The organism is Enterobacter cloacae complex sp. 372C4 (assembly GCF_050030615.1).
Taxonomy (GTDB): Bacteria; Pseudomonadota; Gammaproteobacteria; order Enterobacterales; family Enterobacteriaceae; genus Enterobacter; species Enterobacter intestinihominis.
This window is the reverse complement of the sequence record NZ_JBLGUQ010000001.1, coordinates 4,660,064-4,683,863: the sequence shown is the minus strand read 5'-3', so window position 1 is coordinate 4,683,863 and position 23,800 is coordinate 4,660,064. Positions and strand designations below refer to the sequence as shown.

The following is a 23,800-nucleotide window of genomic DNA, read 5'->3' as shown; positions in this document are numbered from 1 at the left end:
ATATGTATCGGAGAGAGAAACGATGACGATAGTGGCTGGCAGTTCGCCTGGCGCGACCGAATGGTTCCAGCGTGCAAGAATGCTGCGGGAGGAACAGCTCGGCAGATTAGCGCAGCTGGGCGCACTGGTGAACGGCATCAGTCGACTGGTGCATATGCTACAGTGCGAACGCGGTGCGTCAAATGTCTGGCTCTGCTCGCAGGGTAAATTGTACGGGCCTGAATGCAAGGCCAGCAGGGCTTTGGTGGATGAAAACCTTGCGGCATTGCACCTCCTGTTTAGTGAACCGCTGCCGGGCAGCGCCCTCTGCGAACGTATCGCCAGCGCACTGCACGGCCTTGAAACGCTGACGGTGCTGCGTGATGGCGTTACAGGTCAACGCGTCACCGCGCCGCAGGCGATGGAACACTACAGCCGCATACTGCGTCATCTGCTCAATATCGTACCTCAACTCAGCGACAGCATTGACGATCCGCACATCGCGGGCCGATTTGTGGCCCTTTACAGCCTGATGCAGGGCAAAGAACTTGTGGGACAAGAGCGGGCGTTAGGGGCTATTGGTTTCACCCAGGGATTCTTTGACGATGAAACTCGCCAGCGGCTGGTGGATCGCATTGATGGCCAGCAGGCCTGCTTTGAGGTTTTTATCTCCCATTGCACTCCAGACGTGCAGGAGACGTTTACCCTCAACTGTCAGCCGGGTCTGGAGACTGAAAAACTCAGGCGTGAAGCGTGCACCCGCCAGCCTCCGGCAGATAATGGCGATACCGCTCTCAAATGGTTTGCCCTGCAAACCGCGCGTCTTGAGCATCTGCGCACGCTGGAGGAGGTGGCCATTGCCGATCTGATGACGGCAGTTGAGGAGCGTCGCTATAGCGAAAATCTGCACGTAGACGATGAGTACGACGATATCCTGGCGCGATTTCCGGATAGACCACTGCTGCCGCTGGTGCGCCAGCAGGCGCGTGAAATTGAGCAACTCTCCCGTCAGCTTGCTTCCCTGCGCGACACGCTGGAGGAGCGCAAGACCATCGACAAAGCCAAAAGCGTGCTAATGACGCATCAGAACATGAGCGAGGAGCAGGCGTGGACAGCCCTGCGCAAAATGGCGATGGATAAAAACCAACGCATGGTGGATATCGCCCGTGCGCTCCTTACGGTGAAAAATCTGTGGAATGTACCCCCTGGGGAGTAGTTGCACAGTCAGTGGGCATTTAATGCCTGATTGAGGTGCGTAAAAGAGCGCTCTCCTTGCAGAAACCCCGTAACGCCGGGGTTAAAAAGCTGGCATCACCTTTGCATTAACAGATTAACTATTTTTGACGATGCGCCAACGGCGGTGCATACGTCTTCGGGATAAAGGCGTCCAGCGGTGCTTCAGCACCGTCGGGCGCTTTTTTTTGCCTTTTTTCAGGAGCAATTATGGCGGATTTGTCGAGACGGCGTTTATTGCAGGCCAGCATGCTGGCGAGTGGTGCGATGCTGTTGCCGGGTGTCATGCAGGCCGCATGGGCGGCGGGGTCAGATAAGCCGGAGCAGGATACCGTGCGTATCGGGTTTATCCCCCTGACCGATTGCGCGCCAGTGGTTATCGCGGCCCTGAAAGGGTTCGATAAAAAACACGGCATTACCATTGTACCTACTAAAGAGGCGAGCTGGGCGGCGGTGCGCGACAAGCTGGTGGCAGGGGAGCTGGACGCCGCACACATTCTTTACGGCCTGCTGTACGGACTGGAGCTGGGTATCGCGGGCAAGCCGCAGCAGATGGCGAACCTGATGACTCTCAACCAGAACGGTCAGGCCATTACGCTCTCCAGCGATCTGGCGGAGAAGGGCGTTCGTGATCTCGACGGGCTGAAAAAGCTGATTACACAGCAGGCACCGGGAACCTACACCTTCGCGCATACCTTCCCGACGGGGACACACGCTATGTGGCTCTACTACTGGCTGGCCAGTGCGGGCATTAACCCGTTTGACGACGTGCGCACTGTGGTGGTCCCGCCGCCACAGATGGTGATGAACATGCGCATCGGCAACATGGTCGGGTTCTGCGTCGGCGAGCCGTGGAACGCGCGGGCGATTAACGACCGCATCGGGTTTACCGCCGCCACGTCACAGTCCATCTGGGCCGATCACCCGGAAAAGATCCTCGGCACCCGACGCGACTGGGTGGTGAAAAATCCGCACACCGCACGGGCGCTGGTGAGCGCCGTGATGGAAGCCGCGCGCTGGATCGAGGCGTCAGCGGAAAACAAACGTGAAACCGCGCAGATCCTCTCGCGCCGCGCATGGCTCAACTGCAAGGAACAGTACCTCACCGGACGCATGCTCGGCGAATACGACAACGGGCTCGGTCAGCGCTGGCAGGATGCGCACCCGATCCGTTTCTTCAATGAGGGTGCCGTGAGCTACCCGTATCTCTCCGACGGCATGTGGTTCTTAACCCAGTTCCGACGCTGGGGTTTGCTCAACGCCGCGCCGGATTATGCGGGCATCGCACAGCGCATTAACCAGACCGCGGTCTGGCAGGATGCCGCGACCGCCGTGGGCGGCATGTCCACACCGTCATCACCGTATCGCAGCAGTACCCTGATGGACGGCACCGTCTGGAACGGCACCGATCCGGAAGGGTACGCCAACCGCTTCGCCATTCACCGTAAAGGGGCCTGAGTATGCAGCATCTGCAAAATACGCAACCACAAGAGAAGTCAGAGAGCGGGGAAGTGATTGTCCTGCCTCCGCTACAGGTTCGCCGTCGTGCGCCAGCGTTTACGCGTCGGATGAATGAGTTTTTACAGCGCGTCATCCCGGCGCTGCTCGGTCTCGGTCTGCTGGTGGTGCTCTGGCAGCTGGCGGCGATAAACAGTAAAGGTTTCCCGACGCCGCTCAGCACGCTCGATTCGGCCATGACCCTGTTTGCCGATCCGTTTTATCGCGACGGGCCAAACGATATGGGCATTGGCTGGAACGTGCTGGCGTCGTTGCAGCGCGTCGCCATCGGCTTCGGTCTGGCGGCGCTGGCGGGCATTCCGCTGGGCTTTTTGATTGGGCGCTTCACCTTTTTCTCCCGCATGTTCAACCCGCTGATCGCGCTCCTGCGTCCGGTCAGCCCGCTGGCCTGGCTGCCTATCGGCCTGCTGCTGTTCCAGAAAGCGGAGCCCGCGTCGAGCTGGACCATTTTTATCTGCTCCATCTGGCCGATGGTCATTAACACCGCCGAAGGGGTGCGCCGTATTCCGCAGGACTACCTCAACGTGGCCCGGGTGCTGCAACTCTCAGAGTGGACCATCATGCGCCGCATTCTTTTCCCCGCCGTGCTGCCTGCGGTGTTGACCGGGGTACGTCTCTCCATTGGCATTGCCTGGCTGGTGATTGTCGCCGCCGAGATGCTCACCGGAGGTTTAGGCATTGGCTTCTGGATCTGGAATGAATGGAACAACCTCAACGTTGAAAACATTCTCATCGCCATCGTCATCATTGGCGTGGTCGGGTTGCTGCTGGAGCAGGGGCTGATGCTGATCGCCCGTCGCTTTAGCTGGCAGGAAAAATAAGGAGTGAAGATGAAACCTTTAATTCAGGTCCAGGCCGTGAGCCAGCGTTTTTCCACCGCCAGCGGCGAGTTTCTGGCACTGCAAAACGTCTCTTTTGATATCCACGAGGGCGAAACCGTCAGTCTGATTGGTCACTCCGGCTGCGGCAAGTCGACGCTGTTAAACCTGATCGCCGGGATCACGCTGCCGACGGAAGGCGGGCTGATTTGCGACAACCGCGAAATCGCCGGACCGGGGCCTGAGCGTGCGGTAGTGTTCCAGAACCATTCGCTGCTGCCGTGGTTAACCTGCTTCGACAACGTGGCGCTGGCGGTGGATCAGGTCTTCCGTCGCACCATGAGTAAGGCCGAGCGCAAAGAGTGGATTGAGCACAATCTCGACCGGGTGCAGATGGGCCACGCGCTGCATAAGCGCCCCGGGGAGATCTCCGGCGGTATGAAGCAGCGCGTCGGTATTGCCCGGGCGCTGGCAATGAAGCCGAAAGTGCTGCTTATGGATGAGCCGTTTGGCGCGCTCGATGCGCTGACGCGTGCCCATCTTCAGGACTCGGTGATGCAGATCCAGCAGGCGCTGAACACCACCATCGTGCTCATCACCCACGATGTGGACGAGGCGGTACTGCTCTCTGACCGCGTACTGATGATGACCAACGGCCCGGCGGCCACCGTGGGTGAGATCCTGCGCGTCGATCTGCCGCGCCCGCGCAACCGGGTGCAGCTGGCGGACGACAGCCGCTATCACCACATGCGCCAGCAGATCCTCCATTTCCTCTACGAAAAACAGCCGAAAGCGGCGTAATGAGGGGGCACGATGCGACTGGTCATTATCGGTAATGGTATGGCGGCAACCCGGCTGATTGCGTCGCTCACCGGGCGTGTTCCCGGTCGTTTCGCTATCACCGTCATCGGTGACGAGCCGGAGCAGGCATACAACCGCATCCAGCTTTCGCCGGTGCTGGGTGGCGAAAAGCAGGCGGAGCACATCTGTCTGCACGATGAAGATTGGTACACGGCACGAGGCGTGACAGTGCTGCGAGGAGAAACGGCGCTCGCAGTAGACGTCAACGCGCGTGAAGTGCATACCTCTGCTCGCACGCTGGGCTGGGATGCGCTGGTGTTTGCCACCGGGTCTACCCCTGTAGTGCCGCCGATCCCCGGCGGCGATGCGCCGCATGTGTTCACCTTTCGCACCCTGGCAGAGACCCGCGCCATCCAGAACCTCTCCGGTCCGGCGGTAGTGCTGGGCGGTGGCGTACTTGGCGTGGAAGCAGCGGCAGCGCTGGCGCGCAACGGTGACAACGTCACGCTTATCCATCGTGGTCCCTGGCTGATGGAACAGCAGCTGGATCAGCAGGCGGGACTGCTGCTTGAAGAGGCGCTGGCGGCGCGGGGTGTTAGCTGTGAATTCGCCTCTGGCATCGCGGCGATTAACGGCAAGAGCGTGACGCTACTCAACGGGCACAGCGTCACCGCCGCGCGCGTGGTGCTGGCCACGGGTGTACAACCCAACGTTGCGCTGGCAAAAGCCAGCGGCATTCACTGCGCGCGCGGCATCGTGGTGGATCACCAGATGCAAACCTCCGTGCCGGATATCTACGCCATCGGCGAGTGCTGTGAAATTGACGGCCAGACATTTGGCCTGGTCGCCCCCTGTCTGGCGCAGGCGGATATTCTCGCCGCGCGGCTGGCCGGGGAGATCACCGCGCCGTTTACCCGGACCGACAACGGCGTGCGTCTTAAGGTGACCGGCGTGGAGCTGTTCAGCCTCGGACGCGCGACGGCGCAGGCGGACGATGTGGTATGGAGTTCATGGGATCCGCTGACCCGTCACTATCGACGTTTACTGATCCATCAGGGGGCGCTGGCTGGCGTGCTGCTGCTGGGTGACTGCCGCAGTGCGGCAACCTTTACCGATTTACTGGCAACGGCTGCGCCCGCCCACGCGGACTGGCTGTTCGATCGTTTCACAACGCAACCGCAGGTTGCAGGACAGAACGCTATGACAAAACCTACTCTGGTGGTGGTTGGGCACGGTATGGTCGGCCATCATTTCCTCGACGACTGCGTTAACCGCAATTTGCATCAGCAGTATCAGATTATTGTTTTTGGCGAAGAGCGCTATGCGGCCTATGACCGCGTGCATCTGTCGGAATATTTTGGCGGACGCAGCGCGGACTCGCTCTCGCTGGTGGCGGGGGAGTTCTTTGCCGATAACGGTATAGAGCTGCGCCTCTCGCAGCAGATTGTCGCTATCGATCGTGATGCACACGTTGTGCGTACCGCCAGCGGCCATGAAACCCACTGGGATAAGCTGGTGCTGGCGACCGGCTCGTACCCGTTCGTACCGCCCGTTCCGGGCAGCGATCTGCCGGGTTGTTTTGTCTACCGCACCCTCGACGATCTGGACAATATTGCGGCCCATGCGGCAGGCTCTCGCCGCGGCGTGGTAATTGGCGGCGGCCTGCTGGGGCTGGAGGCGGCGAATGCGCTTAAGCAGCTAGGGCTGGAAACCCACGTGGTGGAGTTTGCGCCGAACCTGATGGCGGTGCAGCTCGACAGCGACGGTGCGGCAATGCTGCGCAGGAAAATTGAGGCGCTGGGCGTAGGGGTACACACCAGTAAATCGACGACGGAGATTGCCACCGCAGACGACGGGCTGGTGCTGCGTTTTGCCGATGGTGAACAGCTGGAAACGGACATGGTCGTCTTCTCTGCCGGTATTCGTCCGCAGGACGCGCTGGCACGCAGCAGCGGGCTGGCTATTGGCGAGCGCGGCGGGATCTGTATTGACGACGGCTGCCGGACCTCCGATCCGGACGTGCTTGCCATCGGGGAATGCGCGCTGTGGGAGGGGAAAATCTTTGGCCTGGTGGCCCCGGGCTACCAGATGGCGCGCGTGGCTGCCGCTGTGCTGGCGGGTGAGGGGAAGCGCTTCACCGGCGCGGATATGAGTACCAAACTCAAGTTGCTGGGGGTGGATGTGGCGTCGTTTGGCGATGCCCACGGGCGCACGCCGGGGGCGCTGAGCTACCAGTGGACGCACGGGCCGCAGCAAATCTACAAAAAAATTGTGGTCAGTCACGACAGCAAAACCCTGCTGGGTGGCGTGCTGGTGGGCGATGCCAGCGAATACGCCACGCTGGTGCAGATGATGCTTAACGGCATCAGTCTGCCAAAAGAGCCGGAAACGCTGATCTTACCTGCGTCGTCAGGCTGCACGCCAAAAGCGCTGGGCGTGGCGGCGCTGCCGGAAAGCGCGCAGATCTGTTCGTGTCATAACGTCAGCAAAGGGGATATCTGCCTGGCGGTAAGCGCGGGCGCAACGGATATCGGCGCCATTAAGCAGTGCACCAAAGCGGCGACCGGCTGCGGAGGTTGTAGCGCGCTGGTGAAGCAGGTGATGGAGTTCCAGCTTGCGGAGCAGGGCGTGGAGGTGAAAAAAGATATCTGTGAGCACTTCCCGTACTCGCGTCAGGAGATATACCACCTGGTGCGCGTCAACCATATCCGGACCTTCGACCAGCTTATCAGCCGTTACGGACAAGGGCACGGCTGTGAGATCTGTAAACCACTGGTGGGATCAGTGCTGGCCTCCTGCTGGAACGAATACCTGCTGAAACCGGCGCATCTGCCGCTGCAGGACACCAACGACCGCTACTTTGCCAATATTCAGAAGGACGGAACGTATTCCATCGTGCCGCGCATGCCCGCCGGGGAAGTGACGGCCGACGGGCTGATCGCCATCGGCCAGATTGCGAAACGCTATAGCCTTTACAGCAAAATCACCGGCGGACAGCGTATTGACCTGTTTGGCGCCACGCTCGAACAGTTGCCAGAAATCTGGCAGGCGCTGGTGGAGGCCGGATTTGAGACCGGTCATGCGTACGGGAAATCCCTGCGCACGGTGAAATCCTGCGTCGGGTCGACCTGGTGTCGCTATGGCGTGCAGGACTCCACCGGCCTTGCGGTCAAACTGGAGCATCGCTACAAGGGGTTACGTGCGCCGCACAAAATCAAAATGGCGGTCTCCGGCTGTACCCGTGAGTGCGCAGAGGCGCAGAGCAAAGACGTGGGGGTGATTGCCACGGACAAGGGCTGGAACCTTTATCTGTGCGGCAACGGCGGGATGAAGCCGCGCCACGCGGATCTCTTTGCCAGCGATCTGGACGACGAAACGCTGATCCGCACCGTTGACCGTTTCCTGATGTTCTACATTCGCACGGCAGATCGTCTGCAACGCACCAGTACCTGGATGGATAACCTGGAAGGCGGCCTCGACTATCTGCGCGAGGTGATCCTCAACGACAGCCTGGGGATCGCCCACGAGCTGGAGCAGGAGATGGCCCGGGTGGTGGAGACCTATCAGTGCGAATGGCAAACCACCCTCAACGATCCTGATCGCCTGGCGCTGTTCCGCACCGCGGTGAATGTCCCTGCCGCGGCGGAGAGCAAGCGCTGGCAGGAAATTTGCGGCATCGATGATATCCCCGAGCAGGCGGGCATCGGCGCGCGGCTTGGCCGAAAACCGATTGCGCTGTTCCGCTTTGGAACGTCCGTTTATGCCCTGGACGACCTGGAGCCGGGCAGCAGCGCGAACGTGCTTTCGCGCGGCATCCTTGGCGATGCAGCGGGCGAGCCGGTGGTGATTTCCCCGCTTTATAAGCAGCGCATACGTCTGCGCGATGGATGTCAGGTGGAGAACGGCGAACCCGTGGTGCGCGCCTGGCCGGTAAAAATTGAAAACGGCAAGGTTTGGGTTGGAAGCCAAGAGCTGGTGATGCGTGCGGAGGCCTCATGACGGAAACCCGTACAACGTGCCCTTACTGCGGGGTGGGCTGCGGCGTGGTCGCCAGTGTGGAAGATGGCGCGGTAAGCGTTCGTGGGGATGAAACTCATCCGGCGAACTTTGGTCGCCTGTGCGTAAAAGGATCTGCCCTCGGGGAAACGACGGGGTTGCAGGGACGTCTGCTGCGCCCGGTTGTTGACGGCATGGAGGTGGCATGGCCGCAGGCGCTGGGTGAAGCGGGCGAGCGGCTACGGAAGATCATCAACGTATGGGGGCCGCAGGCGGTGGCGTTTTATGCCTCCGGCCAGCTGTTGACCGAGGATTACTATGCGGCCAACAAGCTGATGAAAGGCTTTATCGGAGCGGCGAACATTGATACCAACTCGCGGCTGTGCATGTCGTCGGCGGTGGTGGGCTACAAACGCGCCTTCGGTGAAGACATTGTGCCGTGCAGCTACGAGGACGTGGAAAACAGCGATCTGGTGGTGCTCGTTGGCTCAAACGCGGCCTGGACGCATCCGGTGCTGTATCAGCGGCTGGTGCAGGCAAAACGCAGCAACCCGCAGATGAAAGTGGTCGTGATAGATCCGCGCAAAACTGCCACCTGCGATGTCGCCGACCTGCATCTGGCGCTTAAGCCCGGCAGCGATGCCGGGCTGTTTGTGGGGTTGCTCAATCTGATTCAGGGGAGCGGCGAGTGGCCGATTCCTCACGTGGCCGCGTTTTGCGATCTGCCTTCAGACGAGATTGGCACCTTCTACGACTGGTTTGTCACTGCGCCACGCGCGATCACGCTCTACACCATGGGGATCAACCAGTCCTCCAGCGGCAGCGACAAGTGTAACGCCATCATTAACGTGCATCTTGCCAGCGGGAAGTTCAACCGTTCGGGCTGCGGCCCGTTTTCGCTGACCGGACAGCCAAACGCCATGGGCGGGCGGGAAGTGGGTGGGCTGGCGAACCAGCTGGCGGCGCACATGAACTTCGAGCCGGACGATCTTTCGCGCGTGGCGCGTTTCTGGAGAACCGAGCGGCTGGCACAAACGCCGGGGCTGATGGCGGTAGAGCTGTTTGACGCGATTGCCCGCGGCGAGGTGAAGGCGGTGTGGATCATGGGCACCAATCCTGCCGTGTCACTTCCCGACAGCCACGCGGTGTGCCAGGCCCTGGCAGCCTGCCCGCTGGTAATAGTATCTGAGGTGATGCAGGAGACGGACACCAGCCGGTTTGCTCATATCCGTTTTCCCGCCCTGGGCTGGGGCGAAAAAGACGGAACGGTGACCAATTCCGAGCGGCGTATTTCGCGCCAGCGCGCGTTTCTGCCTGCGCCGGGCGAGGCCAGACCGGACTGGTGGATCATCGCCCGGATCGCAGAGCAGCTCGGTTATGGCGATGCCTTCGCCTGGGAACACCCTCATGAGATATTTTGTGAACATGCGGCGCTGACGGCGTTTGAAAATAACGGCGAACGGGCGCTAAACCTGCGCGAACTGGCGTCGCTGTCGCGAGAGGCGTGGGACGAGCTGGCGCCTTATCAGTGGCATGCCGGTGATTTCCCGCAAAGAAAGCTTGTACCGGTTGACCCTTCCTCGCATGGGGCAGGCGTCGACGAATTGTACCCCTTGATACTGAATACCGGGCGGATCCGCGATCAGTGGCACACCATGACGCGCACGGGGTATGTTTCGCGCCTGATGCAGCATATCGATGAGCCTTTTATTGAGATGAACGCAACCGATGCGGCGCGCGCGGGGCTGACTGACGGCCAGCTGGCGCGGATAAGTTCCCCGCGCGGGGTCATGGTTGCCAGAGTACGTATCTCTACCGCACAGCGTGCGGGCGAGCTGTTTGCGCCGATGCACTGGAACGCGCAGTTTGCCCGGCAGGGGAAGGTCAACGCGCTGGTGGAAGGGCGGGTTGATGCCTGGTCCGGCCAGCCGGAGAGTAAACAAACCGCGGTGAGGATCCTGCCCTGGCTACCCGCCTGGCAGGGGGAGCTGTATGCCCGCGAGTTGCCAGCGCTGCCGCCGTCGGTATGCTGGTGGCGTAAAGCCTCACGTCTGACGGTGGCGGGGGAGCAGCCGTTGCTGTCGTGGGTCATGGCGTACGCCAGCGGTCGGGGCTGGCAGTTACAGGTGGGACAGACGGGAGAACGCAGCAGCGTGCTCGCCTGGCATCACGGCGAGCTGATGCTGGGCTACTGGGAAGGCCAGACGCTGCCGGCGCTGGCGCATGCGTTTATTGAACAAGCCTTTGCTGCTGCGCCCGTACAACTCGCTGAACGCCACGCGCTGCTGCACGGACAACGGCCGGGCGAAGATGCCGATCCCGGGCGAATTATCTGTAGCTGCTTTAGCGTGGGTGAAAATACGATACGTAAGGCGATAGCCGGAGGCTGTAATTCTGCCGCAGCGCTGGGCGTGAAGCTGCGTTGCGGTACGAACTGCGGCTCCTGCCTGCCGGAGCTGAAAGGGTTGTTGGGATAATAGTGTAAAGGCGTCAGGTGGCGGCTTCGCACCGGCACGAATTTGTAGGTCGGGTAAGGCGAAGCCGCCACCCGACAATTCTGTTCAGGATATTCCTGAAATTTCTGTTAAGACTGGTTTTCAGGGCTTATGGCGTTAACATAATAAGTGTTTGTTCATAAACACAGGTTCATATTGACGACGTTGAAGGCTGTATCGTCCCGCATCCATTTTTTGCTGTTACTCCCCCTTCTTACGGCTGGAGCCGTTCACGGTGCGCCGAAATCCTTCGTGCAGCAGGCGCAAAATCCGTTTGATAATAACGGCGATAGTCTGCCGGATCTCGGTATGGCGCAACCGACTACCGAAGGCGAAAAGCACCTGGCTGAAATGGCAAAGGCCTTCGGTGAAGCCAGTATGATCGATAACGGCCTGACGGCCGGGCAGCAGGCGCGACAGTTCGCGTTTGGCAAGGTGCGGGATGCCGTCAGCGGGGAAGTCAACGAGCAGATTGAATCCTGGCTTTCCCCCTGGGGTAACGCCAACGTCAATGTACTGGTGGATGACGACGGCAACTTTAACGGCAGCAGCGGAAGCTGGTTTATCCCCTGGAACGACAACACCCGCTATCTGAGCTGGAGCCAGCTTGGCCTGACGCAGCAGACAGACGGGCTGGTGAGCAACGTCGGGATCGGGCAGCGCTGGGTTGCCGGAAACTGGCTGCTGGGCTACAACACCTTTTACGACAACCTGCTGGAAGACAACCTGCAACGTGCCGGACTGGGCGCAGAGGCGTGGGGCGAAAACCTTCGCCTGTCGGCCAATTACTACCAGCCGTTCGCTGGCTGGCAGCCGCGTTCCGACATCCGGGAGCAGCGCATGGCGCGCGGGTACGACGTAACGGCCAAAGCCTGGCTTCCCTGGTTTCATCACCTGAACACCAGCGTCAGCTTTGAACAGTATTTTGGCGATAACGTCGATCTGTTTAACAGCGGTACGGGGTATCACAACCCGGTTGCGGTCAACCTGGGGCTGAACTATACCCCCGTTCCGCTGGTCACCCTGACAGCTGCCCATAAGCAGGGGGAGAGCGGCGTTAGCCAGAATAACCTCGGGCTGAAGCTCAACTATCGCTTTGGCGTGCCGCTGGCGAAACAGCTTTCCGCCGGGGAAGTGGCGGCGACGCGCTCGCTGCGGGGCAGCCGCTATGATTCACCTGAGCGTGATAATCTGCCCGTGATGGAATTCCGTCAGCGTAAAACCCTCTCGATCTATCTGGCCACGCCGCCGTGGGATCTTAAGCCAGGCGAAACTGTGATGCTGAAGCTGCAAATTCGCAGCACGCACGGTATCCGTCAGATCCACTGGCTGGGTGATACCCAGGCGCTCAGCCTGACCTCACCGGCAAACAGCAACAGCAGCGATGGCTGGAGCATAATCATGCCCGCCTGGAACGACGCGGAAGGGGCGAAAAACGAATGGCGGCTTACGGCCGTGGTGGAAGATAAGGATGGGCAGCGTGTCTCCTCCAATGAGATCACGCTTTCCGTGGTGCAACCGCTCGTCGCAATGCCTGCCGACGATCCACGGTGGAAGTTGCTGCCGGATGAGTAAGTTAAAAAATGCGCTCCTGATGCACCCAGACGGCGGCTTCGACGCGGGATTTTAACTTCATTTTCTTCAGCATGTGTTTGACATGCACTTTGACCGTGCTCTCGGTGATGTCCAGACGGCGGGCGATCATTTTGTTCGGCAGACCCTGAGCAATCAGCTTCAGAATGTCGCGCTCGCGCGGGGTCAACTGGCTGACGTCACGGTCAGACGTGGCGCGGTTCGCACGCAGGCTGGCGGCCAGTACCGGCGTTAACGCTTCACTCAGCACCATCTCGCCTGCGGCAGCCTGTTGCAGCGCCTTGAGCAGATCTTCCGGCTCCATATCTTTCAGCAGATAGCCGTCTGCCCCCCGCTTGAGGGCGGTGACCACGTCTTCTTCATGGTTTGAGACGCTGAAGACCACCACCCGGCCAGAGAGGGATTTCTCCCGCAGCTTGTCGAGGGTTTCCAGGCCATTCATGCCCGGCATGTTGAGATCGAGCAAGATCAAATCAGGATCGAGCGATTCGGCAAGTTCAATACCCTGTTCGCCGTTGCTGGCTTCCCCGACGACGGTGATATCGGGCGCCATGCTGACAAGCTGTTTAACGCCAGTGCGCAGCATCGGATGATCGTCAATCAACAGGATAGATGCCGGTTCCTGATTAGTCATGGTTTTCTCCTTGAGCAGTTATGAGGGGCTTTTCGGGTATAAAGGTGACCACGACTTCGGTGCCACCTGACTCTCCCCGGCGAACCTGGCAATCACCGCGCAGGCTTTGCGCGCGGTCTCGCATGATGATTAAACCATAATGGTTCGTTCGTTCGGCATTTTCCGGCACGCCGCGGCCGTTATCCTGAACCCTGAGCTTCACCTGATTATCCTGGCAGCTGACGGTGACCGTGACGGCCGTCGCCTCGGCATGCTTGAGCACGTTGCTCAGGGCTTCACGGGCAATTTGCAGCAGATGGATCGCCTGGTGAGAGGGGACAAAACGCGGTGGCAACTGGTAATCCAGCTTCACCGGGAAGCCCAGCCGGGCACTAAACTCCTGACAGCTGGACTCCAGCGCAGGGCGTAGCCCCGGCTCGGTGAGCTGTAAACGGAAGGTGGTCAGCAGCTCGCGAAGCTGAATCCACGAGGTGTTAAGCTCGTTGCGGATCTGGCTGAGCAGCTGTTTGCTGCTCTCGGGCATGCCTTCGTCCTGCATTTGCAGGCAACTCACCTGCATCTTCATGCAGGAGAGGGACTGGGCGATGGAGTCGTGCAGCTCGCGGGCGATGGTGGCGCGCTCCTCCATCACGATCAGCTGCTGCTGTTTCTCCTGGTGACGGTCGAGCGCCAGCGTGGCCGTGAGCTGCTCTACAAGAGTATCGACCAACTGCTGCTGGTCGTGGCTCAGATGACGTCCGGCGGGCAGGGTGGCCAGCAAAATACCGTACTGGGTATGGCTGTCCATCAGCCGCCACTTGAGGGTCGTGCCGCTGGTGGTAAGCGGCGGCAAGCCGCGCGGGCAAAGATGACACCCTTTATCGTCGCAGGAGATGTCCGACTGACAGGTAAATTCCTGATGGTTTTCCTCATCTTCAACGTCGTAAACCCGTAGCTCAAGATCGTGGAGCAGAGTCAGGTTTTGCAGGCCGTTCAGTACCGGCGAGAGACGCTCGCAAAGCGGTACCTGCATATGCAGGCGACGGTTCGCCTGCCAGAGGAAAGAGAGGATCTCGTTTTTCTGCTCAAGCCCGGCGGTTTTCTCCTGGACGCGTTTTTCCAGTACCGCGTAGCTTTCAGATAGCTCCGCCGACATGGTGTTGAGCGCCTCGCCGAGCATCGCCATTTCGTTGCGCCCGCTGATGTGCGTGCGTTGGGTAAAATCGCGCTGTGTGACGGCGCGGGCCATCGCCAGGAGTTGCTTCCAGGGGTTAAGCAACCGCGCGCGCAGCCAGATAACCGTGAAAATCAGCAGCAAACCCATAAACAGCGCCATTGCGCGGTGAACCATCACCACGCGGTCAATGCGTAACTCTGTGGTGCGATCGAACGAGGAGACGAGATGATCGATGCGTGACACAAACCCGGCGACATCCTGGGCGACCGTTTCCCGGTCTTCCGCCCGCTTTAACCCGGGCTCCAGCTGGGTATGCCAGTAGCCCTGAAGCGCCTTAAGCTGAGATTGCTGGCCGTCACGGATGGCGGCTCTTTCCAGTTCAGGGCTGAATGCGGTACGCTCCATTTCGTCGATAAGCGGTTGGTCAGCCTGCGTCAGCGGCACCGACGCCAGCAGCCGGTAACTCTGCATACGTAGCGAGCCTGCCTCGTTGATGGCATGCGCATTACCCTGCACACCCTGTACCAGCCAGCCAGAAATAGCCATGCCGGTCACACCGATAGCGGTGGACAGCAGAACAATAAGCGCCAGCTGGTTAACCAGCGTCAGCGGAGATAAACATCTTTTTAACATAGAGTTGCCGGGCTCCTGACGTGACCTGATTGCAGGAATGGCGCTATTCTGGTGCATACCCTGGAGTATACCCATACCAATAAAGGATTACCTCTAAATTGCCAGAGAGGTAACGGTTAGTGGGTGGACGAAGCAGGGATGCGTCAGCACCGTGAAAAACCACACCTTTTTTACGTTTTGCATCTACTCATTAAGAGTGATGGCTTTTTTTTCGCCGCAAAACCTCCCACTTTTCCTTTGATTTATATCAACTTACCGCCGCCCTAAAGCCCTAATGTTTGCAGCATCATTCGAGAATCAGAGGTGTCTATGAGTCACTCTTCCGCTCCCGAAAGGGAAACTGGTGCCGTTATTACAGACTGGCGTCCAGAGGATCCGGCGTTCTGGCAACAGCGCGGCCACCGTATAGCAAGTCGTAATCTGTGGATTTCCGTGCCATGTCTGTTACTGGCGTTTTGCGTCTGGATGTTGTTCAGTGCGGTTGCGGTTAACCTGCCAAAAGTGGGCTTTACCTTTACCACCGATCAGCTGTTTATGTTGACTGCGTTGCCGTCGCTTTCAGGCGCACTGCTGCGCGTTCCTTACGCGTTTATGGTGCCGGTCTTTGGTGGTCGTCGCTGGACGGCTTTCAGTACCGGGATCATGATCGTGCCGTGCGTGTGGCTCGGTTTTGCGGTGCAGGATACCTCTACACCGTTTAGCGTGTTCGTGATTATCTCTCTGCTGTGCGGCTTTGCGGGGGCGAACTTTGCGTCCAGTATGGCAAACATCAGCTTCTTCTTCCCGAAAGCGAAGCAGGGTGGTGCGCTGGGCATTAACGGCGGTCTGGGTAACATGGGCGTGAGCGTGATGCAGCTGATTGCTCCGCTGGCGATCTCGGTCTCCATCTTTGCGGCCTTTGGCGGAGGCGGTGTGACGCAGCCCGACGGTTCAGTGCTGTTCCTGCAAAATGCCTCCTGGATTTGGGTACCGTTCCTGGTGGTCTTTACCCTGGCGGCATGGTTCTTCATGAACGACCTGTCCGCGTCCAAAGCGTCCCTGAGCGAGCAGCTGCCGGTTCTGAAACGTGGCCACCTGTGGGTAATGGCACTGCTGTATCTGGCGACCTTCGGCTCGTTCATCGGTTTCTCCGCAGGCTTTGCCATGCTGTCGAAAACCCAGTTCCCGGACGTACAGATCCTTCAGTTTGCCTTCTTCGGTCCGTTTATTGGCGCGCTGGCACGTTCGCTGGGCGGGATGATCTCCGACCGTCTGGGCGGAACGCGCGTTACGCTGGTGAACTTTGTATTGATGGCCATCTTCTGTGCGCTGCTGTTCCTGACGCTGCCTGCGGGTGGTGAGGGAGGTAACTTCTTTGCCTTCTTCGGCGTCTTCATGGTGCTGTTCCTGACCGCCGGGCTGGGCAGTGCGTCTACTTTCCAGATGATCTCTGTCATCTTCCGCAAGCTGACCATGGACCGCGTGAAAGCGCAGGGCGGGAGCGACGAGCAGGCGATGCGTGAAGCCGCCACCGATACCGCTGCGGCGCTTGGGTTTATCTCTGCGATTGGCGCGATTGGCGGCTTCTTTATTCCAAAAGCGTTCGGTATCTCACTGGATCTGACCGGCTCTCCGGCGGGTGCGATGAAGGTATTCCTCGTCTTCTATATCGCCTGTGTGGTCATCACCTGGCTGGTATATGGCCGTAATACCAAGAAAAACAAGTAAGCTTGATTATCCGTTTGCGCGGCCTGAGTGCCGCGCTTTTTTTAATCGCTTAATAGTTACAACATACTAATAGCGTTTCCCGTAGTCGCACGCAGGTAACGCTGTGATCGCCATCGCTTTACAGGTGTCTCTACCCCTTAATACCTAAGATGTTAAATTTTGCTCCGCTTATTGTACGATAAATAAAATATATCCATATAAATCATTAAGTTAAAAAATATTAACAGCTACCGCTTTGGTGGTATTTGATCTAATACCCCCCCTCAGAGACCCCCTCCGTCTTGATCGTTATCAATTCTCACCATCTTTCATAGCGTTACCTTCGCTGCAAATCAGCAATGTCGATTTAGAGAGCCACAGGCTCCACACAGGAGATACCCGATGAGCAAATTTTTGGACCGGTTTCGCTACTTCAAACAGAAGGGTGAAACTTTTGCCGATGGGCACGGCCAGGTTCTGGATACCAACCGGGACTGGGAAGACGGTTACCGTCAACGCTGGCAGCATGACAAAGTTGTCCGTTCTACCCACGGTGTAAACTGCACTGGCTCATGTAGCTGGAAGATTTTCGTTAAAAACGGTCTGGTGACCTGGGAAATGCAGCAGACCGACTATCCGCGTACCCGTCCGGATATGCCGAACCATGAACCGCGCGGCTGCCCGCGTGGGGCCAGCTACTCCTGGTATCTCTACAGTGCCAACCGTCTGAAATACCCGCTGATGCGTAAACGCCTGATGAAAATGTGGCGTGAAGCGAAAGTGCAGCACAGCGATCCGGTTGATGCCTGGGCATCCATCATCGAGGACGCCGACAAAGCGAAAAGCTTCAAACAGGCGCGTGGTCGCGGTGGTTTCGTTCGTTCTTCCTGGAAAGAGGTGAACGAGCTGATTGCGGCCTCCAACGTCTATACCGTGAAAACTTACGGTCCTGACCGCGTGGCAGGCTTCTCGCCAATCCCGGCAATGTCGATGGTCTCTTACGCCTCCGGCGCGCGCTACCTTTCACTTATCGGCGGTACCTGTCTGAGCTTCTACGACTGGTACTGCGACCTGCCGCCAGCGTCGCCGCAGACCTGGGGCGAACAGACCGACGTGCCGGAGTCCGCTGACTGGTACAACTCCAGCTACATCATCGCCTGGGGCTCTAACGTTCCGCAGACCCGTACCCCTGATGCGCACTTCTTTACCGAAGTACGTTACAAAGGGACCAAAACCGTTGCCGTGACCCCGGACTACGCTGAAATCGCCAAACTGTGCGACCTGTGGCTGGCACCGAAACAGGGTACTGATGCCGCCATGGCGCTGGCGATGGGCCACGTCATGTTGCGTGAATTCCACCTCGACAAGCCAAGCCAGTATTTCACCGATTACGTGCGTCGCTACACCGACATGCCAATGCTGGTGATGCTTGAAGAGCGTGACGGCTATTACGCCGCTGGCCGTATGCTGCGTGCTGCGGATCTTGTGGACGCGCTGGGTCAGGAAAACAACCCGGAGTGGAAAACGGTCGCCTGCAACAGCAACGGCGAGCTGGTGGCGCCAAACGGTTCTATCGGCTTCCGCTGGGGAGAAAAAGGCAAATGGAACCTGGAACAGCGTAACGGCACCACGGGTGAAGAGACAGAACTTCGCCTCAGCATGCTGGGCAGCCAGGACGAAATCGCCGATGTCGGCTTCCCGTACTTTGGTGGTGAAGGTTCCGAGCACTTCAACAAGGTTGAGCTGCAAAACGTTCTGATGCACAAACTGCCGGTTAAGCGCCTGCAACTGGCGGACGGTTCTACCGCTCTGGTCACTACGGTCTACGATCTGACCATGGCGAACTATGGCCTGGAGCGCGGTCTGAACGACGAAAACTGCGCGACCAGCTATGACGACGTGAAGGCTTATACACCAGCCTGGGCGGAGCAGATCACCGGTGTGCCACGCGCCCAAATCACCCGTATCGCCCGCGAATTTGCGGAAAACGCAGACAAAACTCACGGTCGCTCCATGATCATCGTCGGTGCCGGTCTGAACCACTGGTATCACCTTGATATGAACTATCGCGGCCTGATCAACATGCTGATCTTCTGTGGCTGCGTCGGGCAGAGCGGCGGTGGCTGGGCGCACTACGTGGGCCAGGAAAAACTGCGTCCGCAGACCGGCTGGCAGCCGCTGGCGTTTGCCCTTGACTGGCAGCGTCCGGCTCGTCACATGAACAGCACCTCCTACTTCTATAACCACTCCAGCCAGTGGCGCTACGAGACGGTGACCGCGCAGGAGCTGCTGTCTCCGATGGCAGATAAATCCCGCTACAGCGGCCACCTGATTGACTTCAACGTGCGCGCTGAACGCATGGGCTGGCTGCCGTCTGCACCGCAGTTGGGCACTAACCCGCTGCGCATTGCGGAAGCGGCGAAGAAAGCGGGCATGTCACCGGTGGACTACACCGTGAAATCGCTGAAGGATGGCTCAATCCGTTTTGCGGCAGAACAGCCTGAGAACGGCAAAAACCATCCGCGTAACCTGTTCATCTGGCGCTCCAACCTGCTGGGTTCGTCCGGTAAAGGCCATGAGTACATGCTGAAATACCTGCTCGGTACCGAAAACGGTATTCAGGGTAAGGATCTCGGCAAGCAGGGCGGCGTGAAGCCAGAAGAAGTTGAATGGAAAGACAACGGTCTGGACGGCAAGCTGGATCTGGTAGTAACGCTGGACTTCCGTCTGTCCAGTACCTGCCTGTACTCCGATATCGTGCTGCCTACCGCCACCTGGTACGAAAAAGACGACATGAATACGTCGGATATGCATCCGTTTATTCATCCGCTGTCTGCGGCCGTTGACCCGGCGTGGGAATCAAAAAGCGACTGGGAAATCTATAAAGACATCGCGAAGAAATTCTCCGAAGTCTGTGTAGGGCACCTGGGCAAAGAGACCGACGTGGTGACGCTGCCAATCCAGCACGACTCCGCTGCCGAACTGGCGCAGCCGCTTGACGTGAAGGACTGGAAAAAAGGCGAATGCGATCTGATCCCGGGTGTGACCGCGCCGCACATTATTCCGGTTGAACGTGATTACCCGGCTACGTACGAGCGCTTTACCTCTATCGGTCCGCTGATGGAGAAGATCGGTAACGGCGGTAAAGGCATCGCCTGGAACACCCAGAGCGAAATGGACCTGCTGCGCAAGCTCAATTACACCAAAGCAGACGGCCCGGCCAAAGGCCAGCCAATGCTGAACACGGCAATTGATGCAGCGGAAATGATCCTGACCCTGGCACCGGAAACCAATGGCCACGTGGCGGTGAAAGCGTGGGCGGCTCTGAGTGAATTTACCGGCCGTGACCATACGCATCTGGCGAAGAATAAAGAAGAAGAGAAAATCCGCTTCCGCGATATTCAGGCTCAGCCGCGCAAGATTATCTCCAGCCCGACCTGGTCTGGCCTCGAAGATGAACATGTGTCCTATAACGCCGGATACACCAACGTTCACGAGCTGATCCCATGGCGCACGCTCTCTGGCCGTCAGTCTCTGTATCAGGATCACCAGTGGATGCGTGACTTCGGTGAAAGCCTGCTGGTTTACCGTCCGCCAATCGATACCCGCTCCGTGAAAGCGGTGATGGGGGCGAAATCAAACGGTAACCCTGAGAAGGCGCTGAACTTCCTGACGCCGCACCAGAAGTGGGGTATCCACTCCACCTACAGCGACAACCTGCTGATGCTGACGCTGTCACGCGGGGGGCCGATTGTCTGGATGAGCGAAGCGGACGCCAAAGATCTGGGTATCGAAGATAACGACTGGATCGAAGTGTTCAACAGCAACGGTGCCCTGACGGCACGTGCGGTGGTGAGCCAGCGTGTACCAGCCGGGATGACCATGATGTACCACGCGCAGGAACGTATCGTTAACCTGCCGGGTTCAGAGATCACCGAGCAGCGCGGCGGTATTCACAACTCTGTGACCCGTATTACGCCGAAACCGACGCATATGATCGGCGGCTATGCCCAGCTGGCCTACGGCTTTAACTACTACGGCACTGTAGGATCAAACCGCGATGAGTTCGTGGTGGTACGTAAGATGAAGAATATTAACTGGTTAGATGGCGAAGGTAATGACCAGGTACAGGAGAGCGTAAAATGAAAATTCGTTCACAAGTCGGCATGGTGCTGAATCTGGATAAATGCATCGGCTGTCATACCTGCTCAGTCACCTGTAAAAACGTCTGGACCAGCCGTGAAGGTATGGAGTACGCCTGGTTCAACAACGTGGAAAGTAAGCCGGGCACCGGCTTCCCGACCGACTGGGAAAACCAGGAGAAGTGGAAGGGTGGCTGGATCCGTAAAATCAACGGCAAACTGCAACCGCGCATGGGTAACCGTGCGATGCTGCTCGGTAAAATCTTTGCTAACCCGCATCTGCCGGGCATCGACGATTACTACGAGCCGTTTGATTACGACTATCAGAACCTGCACAACGCGCCGGAAAGCAAACACCAGCCGATCGCCCGTCCTCGCTCGCTGATCACCGGTAAGCGCATGGACAAAATTACCAGCGGTCCAAACTGGGAGGAAATTCTGGGCGGCGAGTTCGAAAAACGCGCCAAAGACCAGAACTTCGAGAACATGCAGAAGGCGATGTACGGCCAGTTCGAAAACACTTTCATGATGTATCTGCCGCGCCTGTGCGAACACTGCCTTAACCCGGCGTGCGTGGCGACCTGCCCAAGCGGCGCCATCTACAAGCGTGAAGAAGATGGCATTGTGCTGATCGACCAGGACAAGTGCCGCGGCTGGCGTATGTGCATCACCGGCTGCCCGTACAAAAAAATCTACTTTAACTGGAAGAGCGGTAAGTCTGAGAAGTGTATCTTCTGCTACCCGCGTATCGAAGCCGGTATGCCGACCGTCTGCTCAGAGAGCTGTGTAGGGCGTATCCGCTACCTCGGCGTGCTGCTGTACGACGCGGATGCGATTGAAAATGCCGCAAGCACCGAGAACGAGAAAGATCTGTATCAGCGTCAGCTGGACGTCTTCCTCGATCCGAACGATCCGAAGGTGATCGAGCAGGCGCTGAAAGACGGTATTCCGCAGAGCGTGATTGACGCCGCACAGCAGTCCCCGGTGTACAAAATGGCGATGGACTGGAAGCTGGCGCTGCCGCTGCACCCGGAATACCGCACGTTGCCGATGGTCTGGTACGTGCCGCCGCTGTCTCCGATTCAGTCTGCGGCGGACGCGGGTGAACTGGGCAGCAACGGCATTCTGCCGGACGTGGAAAGCCTGCGTATTCCGGTTCAGTATCTGGCCAACCTGCTCACCGCAGGGGATACCCAGCCGGTGCTGCTGGCGCTGAAACGTATGCTGGCGATGCGTCACTTCAAACGTGCGGAAACCGTTGACGGCGTTAACGATACCCGCGCGCTGGAAGAGGTCGGCCTGACCGAAACGCAGGCGCAGGAGATGTACCGCTATCTGGCAATCGCTAACTACGAAGATCGTTTCGTGGTGCCGAGCAGTCACCGCGAGCTGGCTCGCGAGGCCTTCCCGGAGAAAAGTGGGTGTGGCTTTACCTTTGGCGACGGTTGCCACGGGTCAGACAGCAAATTCAACCTGTTCAACAGCCGCCGCATCGACGCGATGGATGTGACCAGCAAAACGGAGCCGCACCAATGATTGAACTCGTCATTGTTTCGCGTCTGCTCGAGTACCCTGATGCTGCGCTTGTGCAGCATCAGCAGGAACTCTTTGATGCACTCGCGTCATCTGAAAACCTAAATAAAGAGGATGCCCAGACGCTGGGCATTTTCCTCCGCGACCTGCTGGCGCGCGATCTTCTTGATGCGCAGGCGGACTACAGCCAGCTGTTTGACCGTGGTCGTGCCACGTCTCTATTGCTGTTTGAACACGTTCACGGTGAATCCCGCGACCGTGGTCAGGCGATGGTGGATCTGATGGCCCAGTACGAGCAGCACGGTTTGCAACTCGACAGCCGCGAGCTGCCGGATCACCTGCCTCTGTACCTGGAATATCTGGCGCAGCTGCCGAAAGAGGAAGCGCTGGGCGGGTTGCAGGACATCGCTCCCATTCTGGCGTTGCTCGGCGCACGTCTCCAGCAACGTGAGAGCAATTATGCAGTCCTGTTCGATCTGCTGGTGAAACTGGCTAACGCCTCGGTTGACAGTCAAAAAGTGGCGGAAAAAATTGCGGATGAAGCCCGTGACGACACCCCACAAGCACTGGATGCCGTCTGGGAAGAAGAGCAGGTGAAATTCTTTGCTGACCAGAGCTGTGGCGAATCTGAAATCTCCGCGCATCAGCGTCGTTTTGCCGGAGCGGTGGCTCCGCAATATTTGAATATCTCTAACGGAGGACAGCACTAATGCACTTCCTGAATATGTTCTTCTTTGACATTTACCCGTATATCGCGGGCACCGTGTTCCTGGTGGGAAGCTGGCTGCGTTATGACTATGGCCAGTACACCTGGCGTGCTGCCTCCAGCCAGATGCTGGATCGTAAAGGGATGAACCTGGCGTCAAACCTGTTCCACATCGGGATTTTGGGTATTTTTGCCGGTCATTTCCTGGGGATGCTGACGCCGCACTGGATGTACGAAGCGTGGCTGCCGATTGAAGTGAAGCAGAAGATGGCGATGCTCGCCGGTGGCGCCTGCGGCGTGATGACCCTGGTGGGTGGGCTGCTGCTGCTGAAACGCCGTCTGTTCAGCCCACGCGTGCGGGCTACCACGACCGGAGCGGACATCCTGATCCTCTCCCTGCTGATGGTGCAGTGTGCGCTGGGTCTGCTGACCATTCCATTCTCTGCGCAGCATATGGACGGCAGCGAGATGATGAAGCTGGTGGGATGGGCGCAGTCTGTCGTGACCTTTCGCGGTGGTGCCTCTGAGCATCTGGACGGCGTGGCGTTCATCTTCCGCGTTCACCTGGTGCTGGGTATGACCCTGTTTGTGCTGTTCCCGTTCTCTCGCCTGGTGCACATCTGGAGTGCGCCGGTGGAGTACCTGACGCGCAAATATCAGATCGTGCGTGCTCGTCGCTGATTCGCTGTATTGATACAACCCCGCATTTGCGGGGTTTTTTTTGTCCTGGAACCAGGGTTTCGTGCGGATGCCGGGTGGCGGCTGCGCCTTACCCGGCCTACGGAATTCACTATGCTCGGATCGAACCCTGGTCGAAGCTTCTCATCTTTCCCCGCATGGGAGAACCATGGGGCATTGTGCTTTTGGAGAGTGCTAA

At 58.6% G+C, this 23,800-nt stretch carries 14 protein-coding genes; 12 read left to right on the top strand and 2 right to left on the bottom strand.

Going from position 1 to position 23,800, the window contains the following annotated elements; translation table 11 throughout:
• Positions 1-22: 22 nt before the first annotated feature.
• The 7 genes from nasR (at position 23) to ACQG11_RS22680 (ending at position 12,415) form a co-directional block, all read left to right on the top strand.
• A complete protein-coding gene (nasR, locus tag ACQG11_RS22710; RefSeq protein ID WP_426728860.1) occupies positions 23-1,195 on the top strand; it encodes a nitrate regulatory protein NasR in 1,173 nt (390 codons plus the stop codon).
• A 227-nt stretch (positions 1,196-1,422) separates the two neighbouring features.
• Entirely contained in the window at positions 1,423-2,670 is a 1,248-nt protein-coding gene (locus ACQG11_RS22705) for a CmpA/NrtA family ABC transporter substrate-binding protein (protein WP_022648370.1), read from the top strand.
• A gap of 2 nt (positions 2,671-2,672) precedes the next feature.
• Complete coding sequence (gene ntrB / locus ACQG11_RS22700) at positions 2,673-3,551, top strand: nitrate ABC transporter permease (protein ID WP_022648369.1); 879 nt, start codon at positions 2,673-2,675, stop codon at positions 3,549-3,551.
• Between the two features lie 9 nt (positions 3,552-3,560).
• Entirely contained in the window at positions 3,561-4,349 is a 789-nt protein-coding gene (locus ACQG11_RS22695) for an ABC transporter ATP-binding protein (protein WP_042715167.1), read from the top strand.
• 12 nt (positions 4,350-4,361) lie between these two features.
• Complete coding sequence (nirB, locus tag ACQG11_RS22690; RefSeq protein ID WP_426728859.1) at positions 4,362-8,348, top strand: nitrite reductase large subunit NirB; 3,987 nt, start codon at positions 4,362-4,364, stop codon at positions 8,346-8,348.
• Entirely contained in the window at positions 8,345-10,822 is a 2,478-nt protein-coding gene (locus ACQG11_RS22685) for a molybdopterin-dependent oxidoreductase (protein ID WP_426728858.1), read from the top strand. Before nirB ends, ACQG11_RS22685 begins: the two co-directional genes overlap by 4 nt.
• A gap of 174 nt (positions 10,823-10,996) precedes the next feature.
• Complete coding sequence (locus tag ACQG11_RS22680; protein ID WP_426728857.1) at positions 10,997-12,415, top strand: YchO/YchP family invasin; 1,419 nt, start codon at positions 10,997-10,999, stop codon at positions 12,413-12,415.
• A 1-nt stretch (position 12,416) separates the two neighbouring features.
• On the opposite strand, the gene narL is transcribed toward ACQG11_RS22680, so the two are convergent.
• Both narL and narX read right to left on the bottom strand, forming a co-directional pair.
• Positions 12,417-13,067, bottom strand: coding sequence for a two-component system response regulator NarL (gene narL, locus ACQG11_RS22675; protein WP_003856701.1), 651 nt, complete (start codon positions 13,065-13,067; stop codon positions 12,417-12,419).
• Positions 13,060-14,856, bottom strand: a complete 1,797-nt coding sequence (gene narX / locus ACQG11_RS22670; protein WP_058677184.1) for a nitrate/nitrite two-component system sensor histidine kinase NarX — start codon at positions 14,854-14,856, stop codon at positions 13,060-13,062. Before narX ends, narL begins: the two co-directional genes overlap by 8 nt.
• A gap of 309 nt (positions 14,857-15,165) precedes the next feature.
• Here narX and ACQG11_RS22665 point away from each other — a divergent pair, with 309 nt between their 5' ends.
• The 5 genes from ACQG11_RS22665 (at position 15,166) to narI (ending at position 23,604) form a co-directional block, all read left to right on the top strand.
• Positions 15,166-16,563 (top strand): NarK family nitrate/nitrite MFS transporter, encoded by a 1,398-nt coding sequence (locus ACQG11_RS22665; RefSeq protein WP_022648363.1) that lies wholly within the window; start codon positions 15,166-15,168, stop codon positions 16,561-16,563.
• Between the two features lie 381 nt (positions 16,564-16,944).
• Positions 16,945-20,688, top strand: coding sequence for a nitrate reductase subunit alpha (locus ACQG11_RS22660; RefSeq protein WP_023300281.1), 3,744 nt, complete (start codon positions 16,945-16,947; stop codon positions 20,686-20,688).
• Positions 20,685-22,220 (top strand): nitrate reductase subunit beta, encoded by a 1,536-nt coding sequence (gene narH, locus ACQG11_RS22655; RefSeq protein ID WP_426728856.1) that lies wholly within the window; start codon positions 20,685-20,687, stop codon positions 22,218-22,220. The genes ACQG11_RS22660 and narH overlap by 4 nt, the downstream gene beginning before the upstream one ends.
• Positions 22,217-22,927, top strand: coding sequence for a nitrate reductase molybdenum cofactor assembly chaperone (narJ, locus tag ACQG11_RS22650; RefSeq protein ID WP_284097829.1), 711 nt, complete (start codon positions 22,217-22,219; stop codon positions 22,925-22,927). The genes narH and narJ overlap by 4 nt, the downstream gene beginning before the upstream one ends.
• Entirely contained in the window at positions 22,927-23,604 is a 678-nt protein-coding gene (gene narI / locus ACQG11_RS22645; RefSeq protein ID WP_022648359.1) for a respiratory nitrate reductase subunit gamma, read from the top strand. Before narJ ends, narI begins: the two co-directional genes overlap by 1 nt.
• The last annotated feature ends 196 nt before the right edge of the window (positions 23,605-23,800 follow it).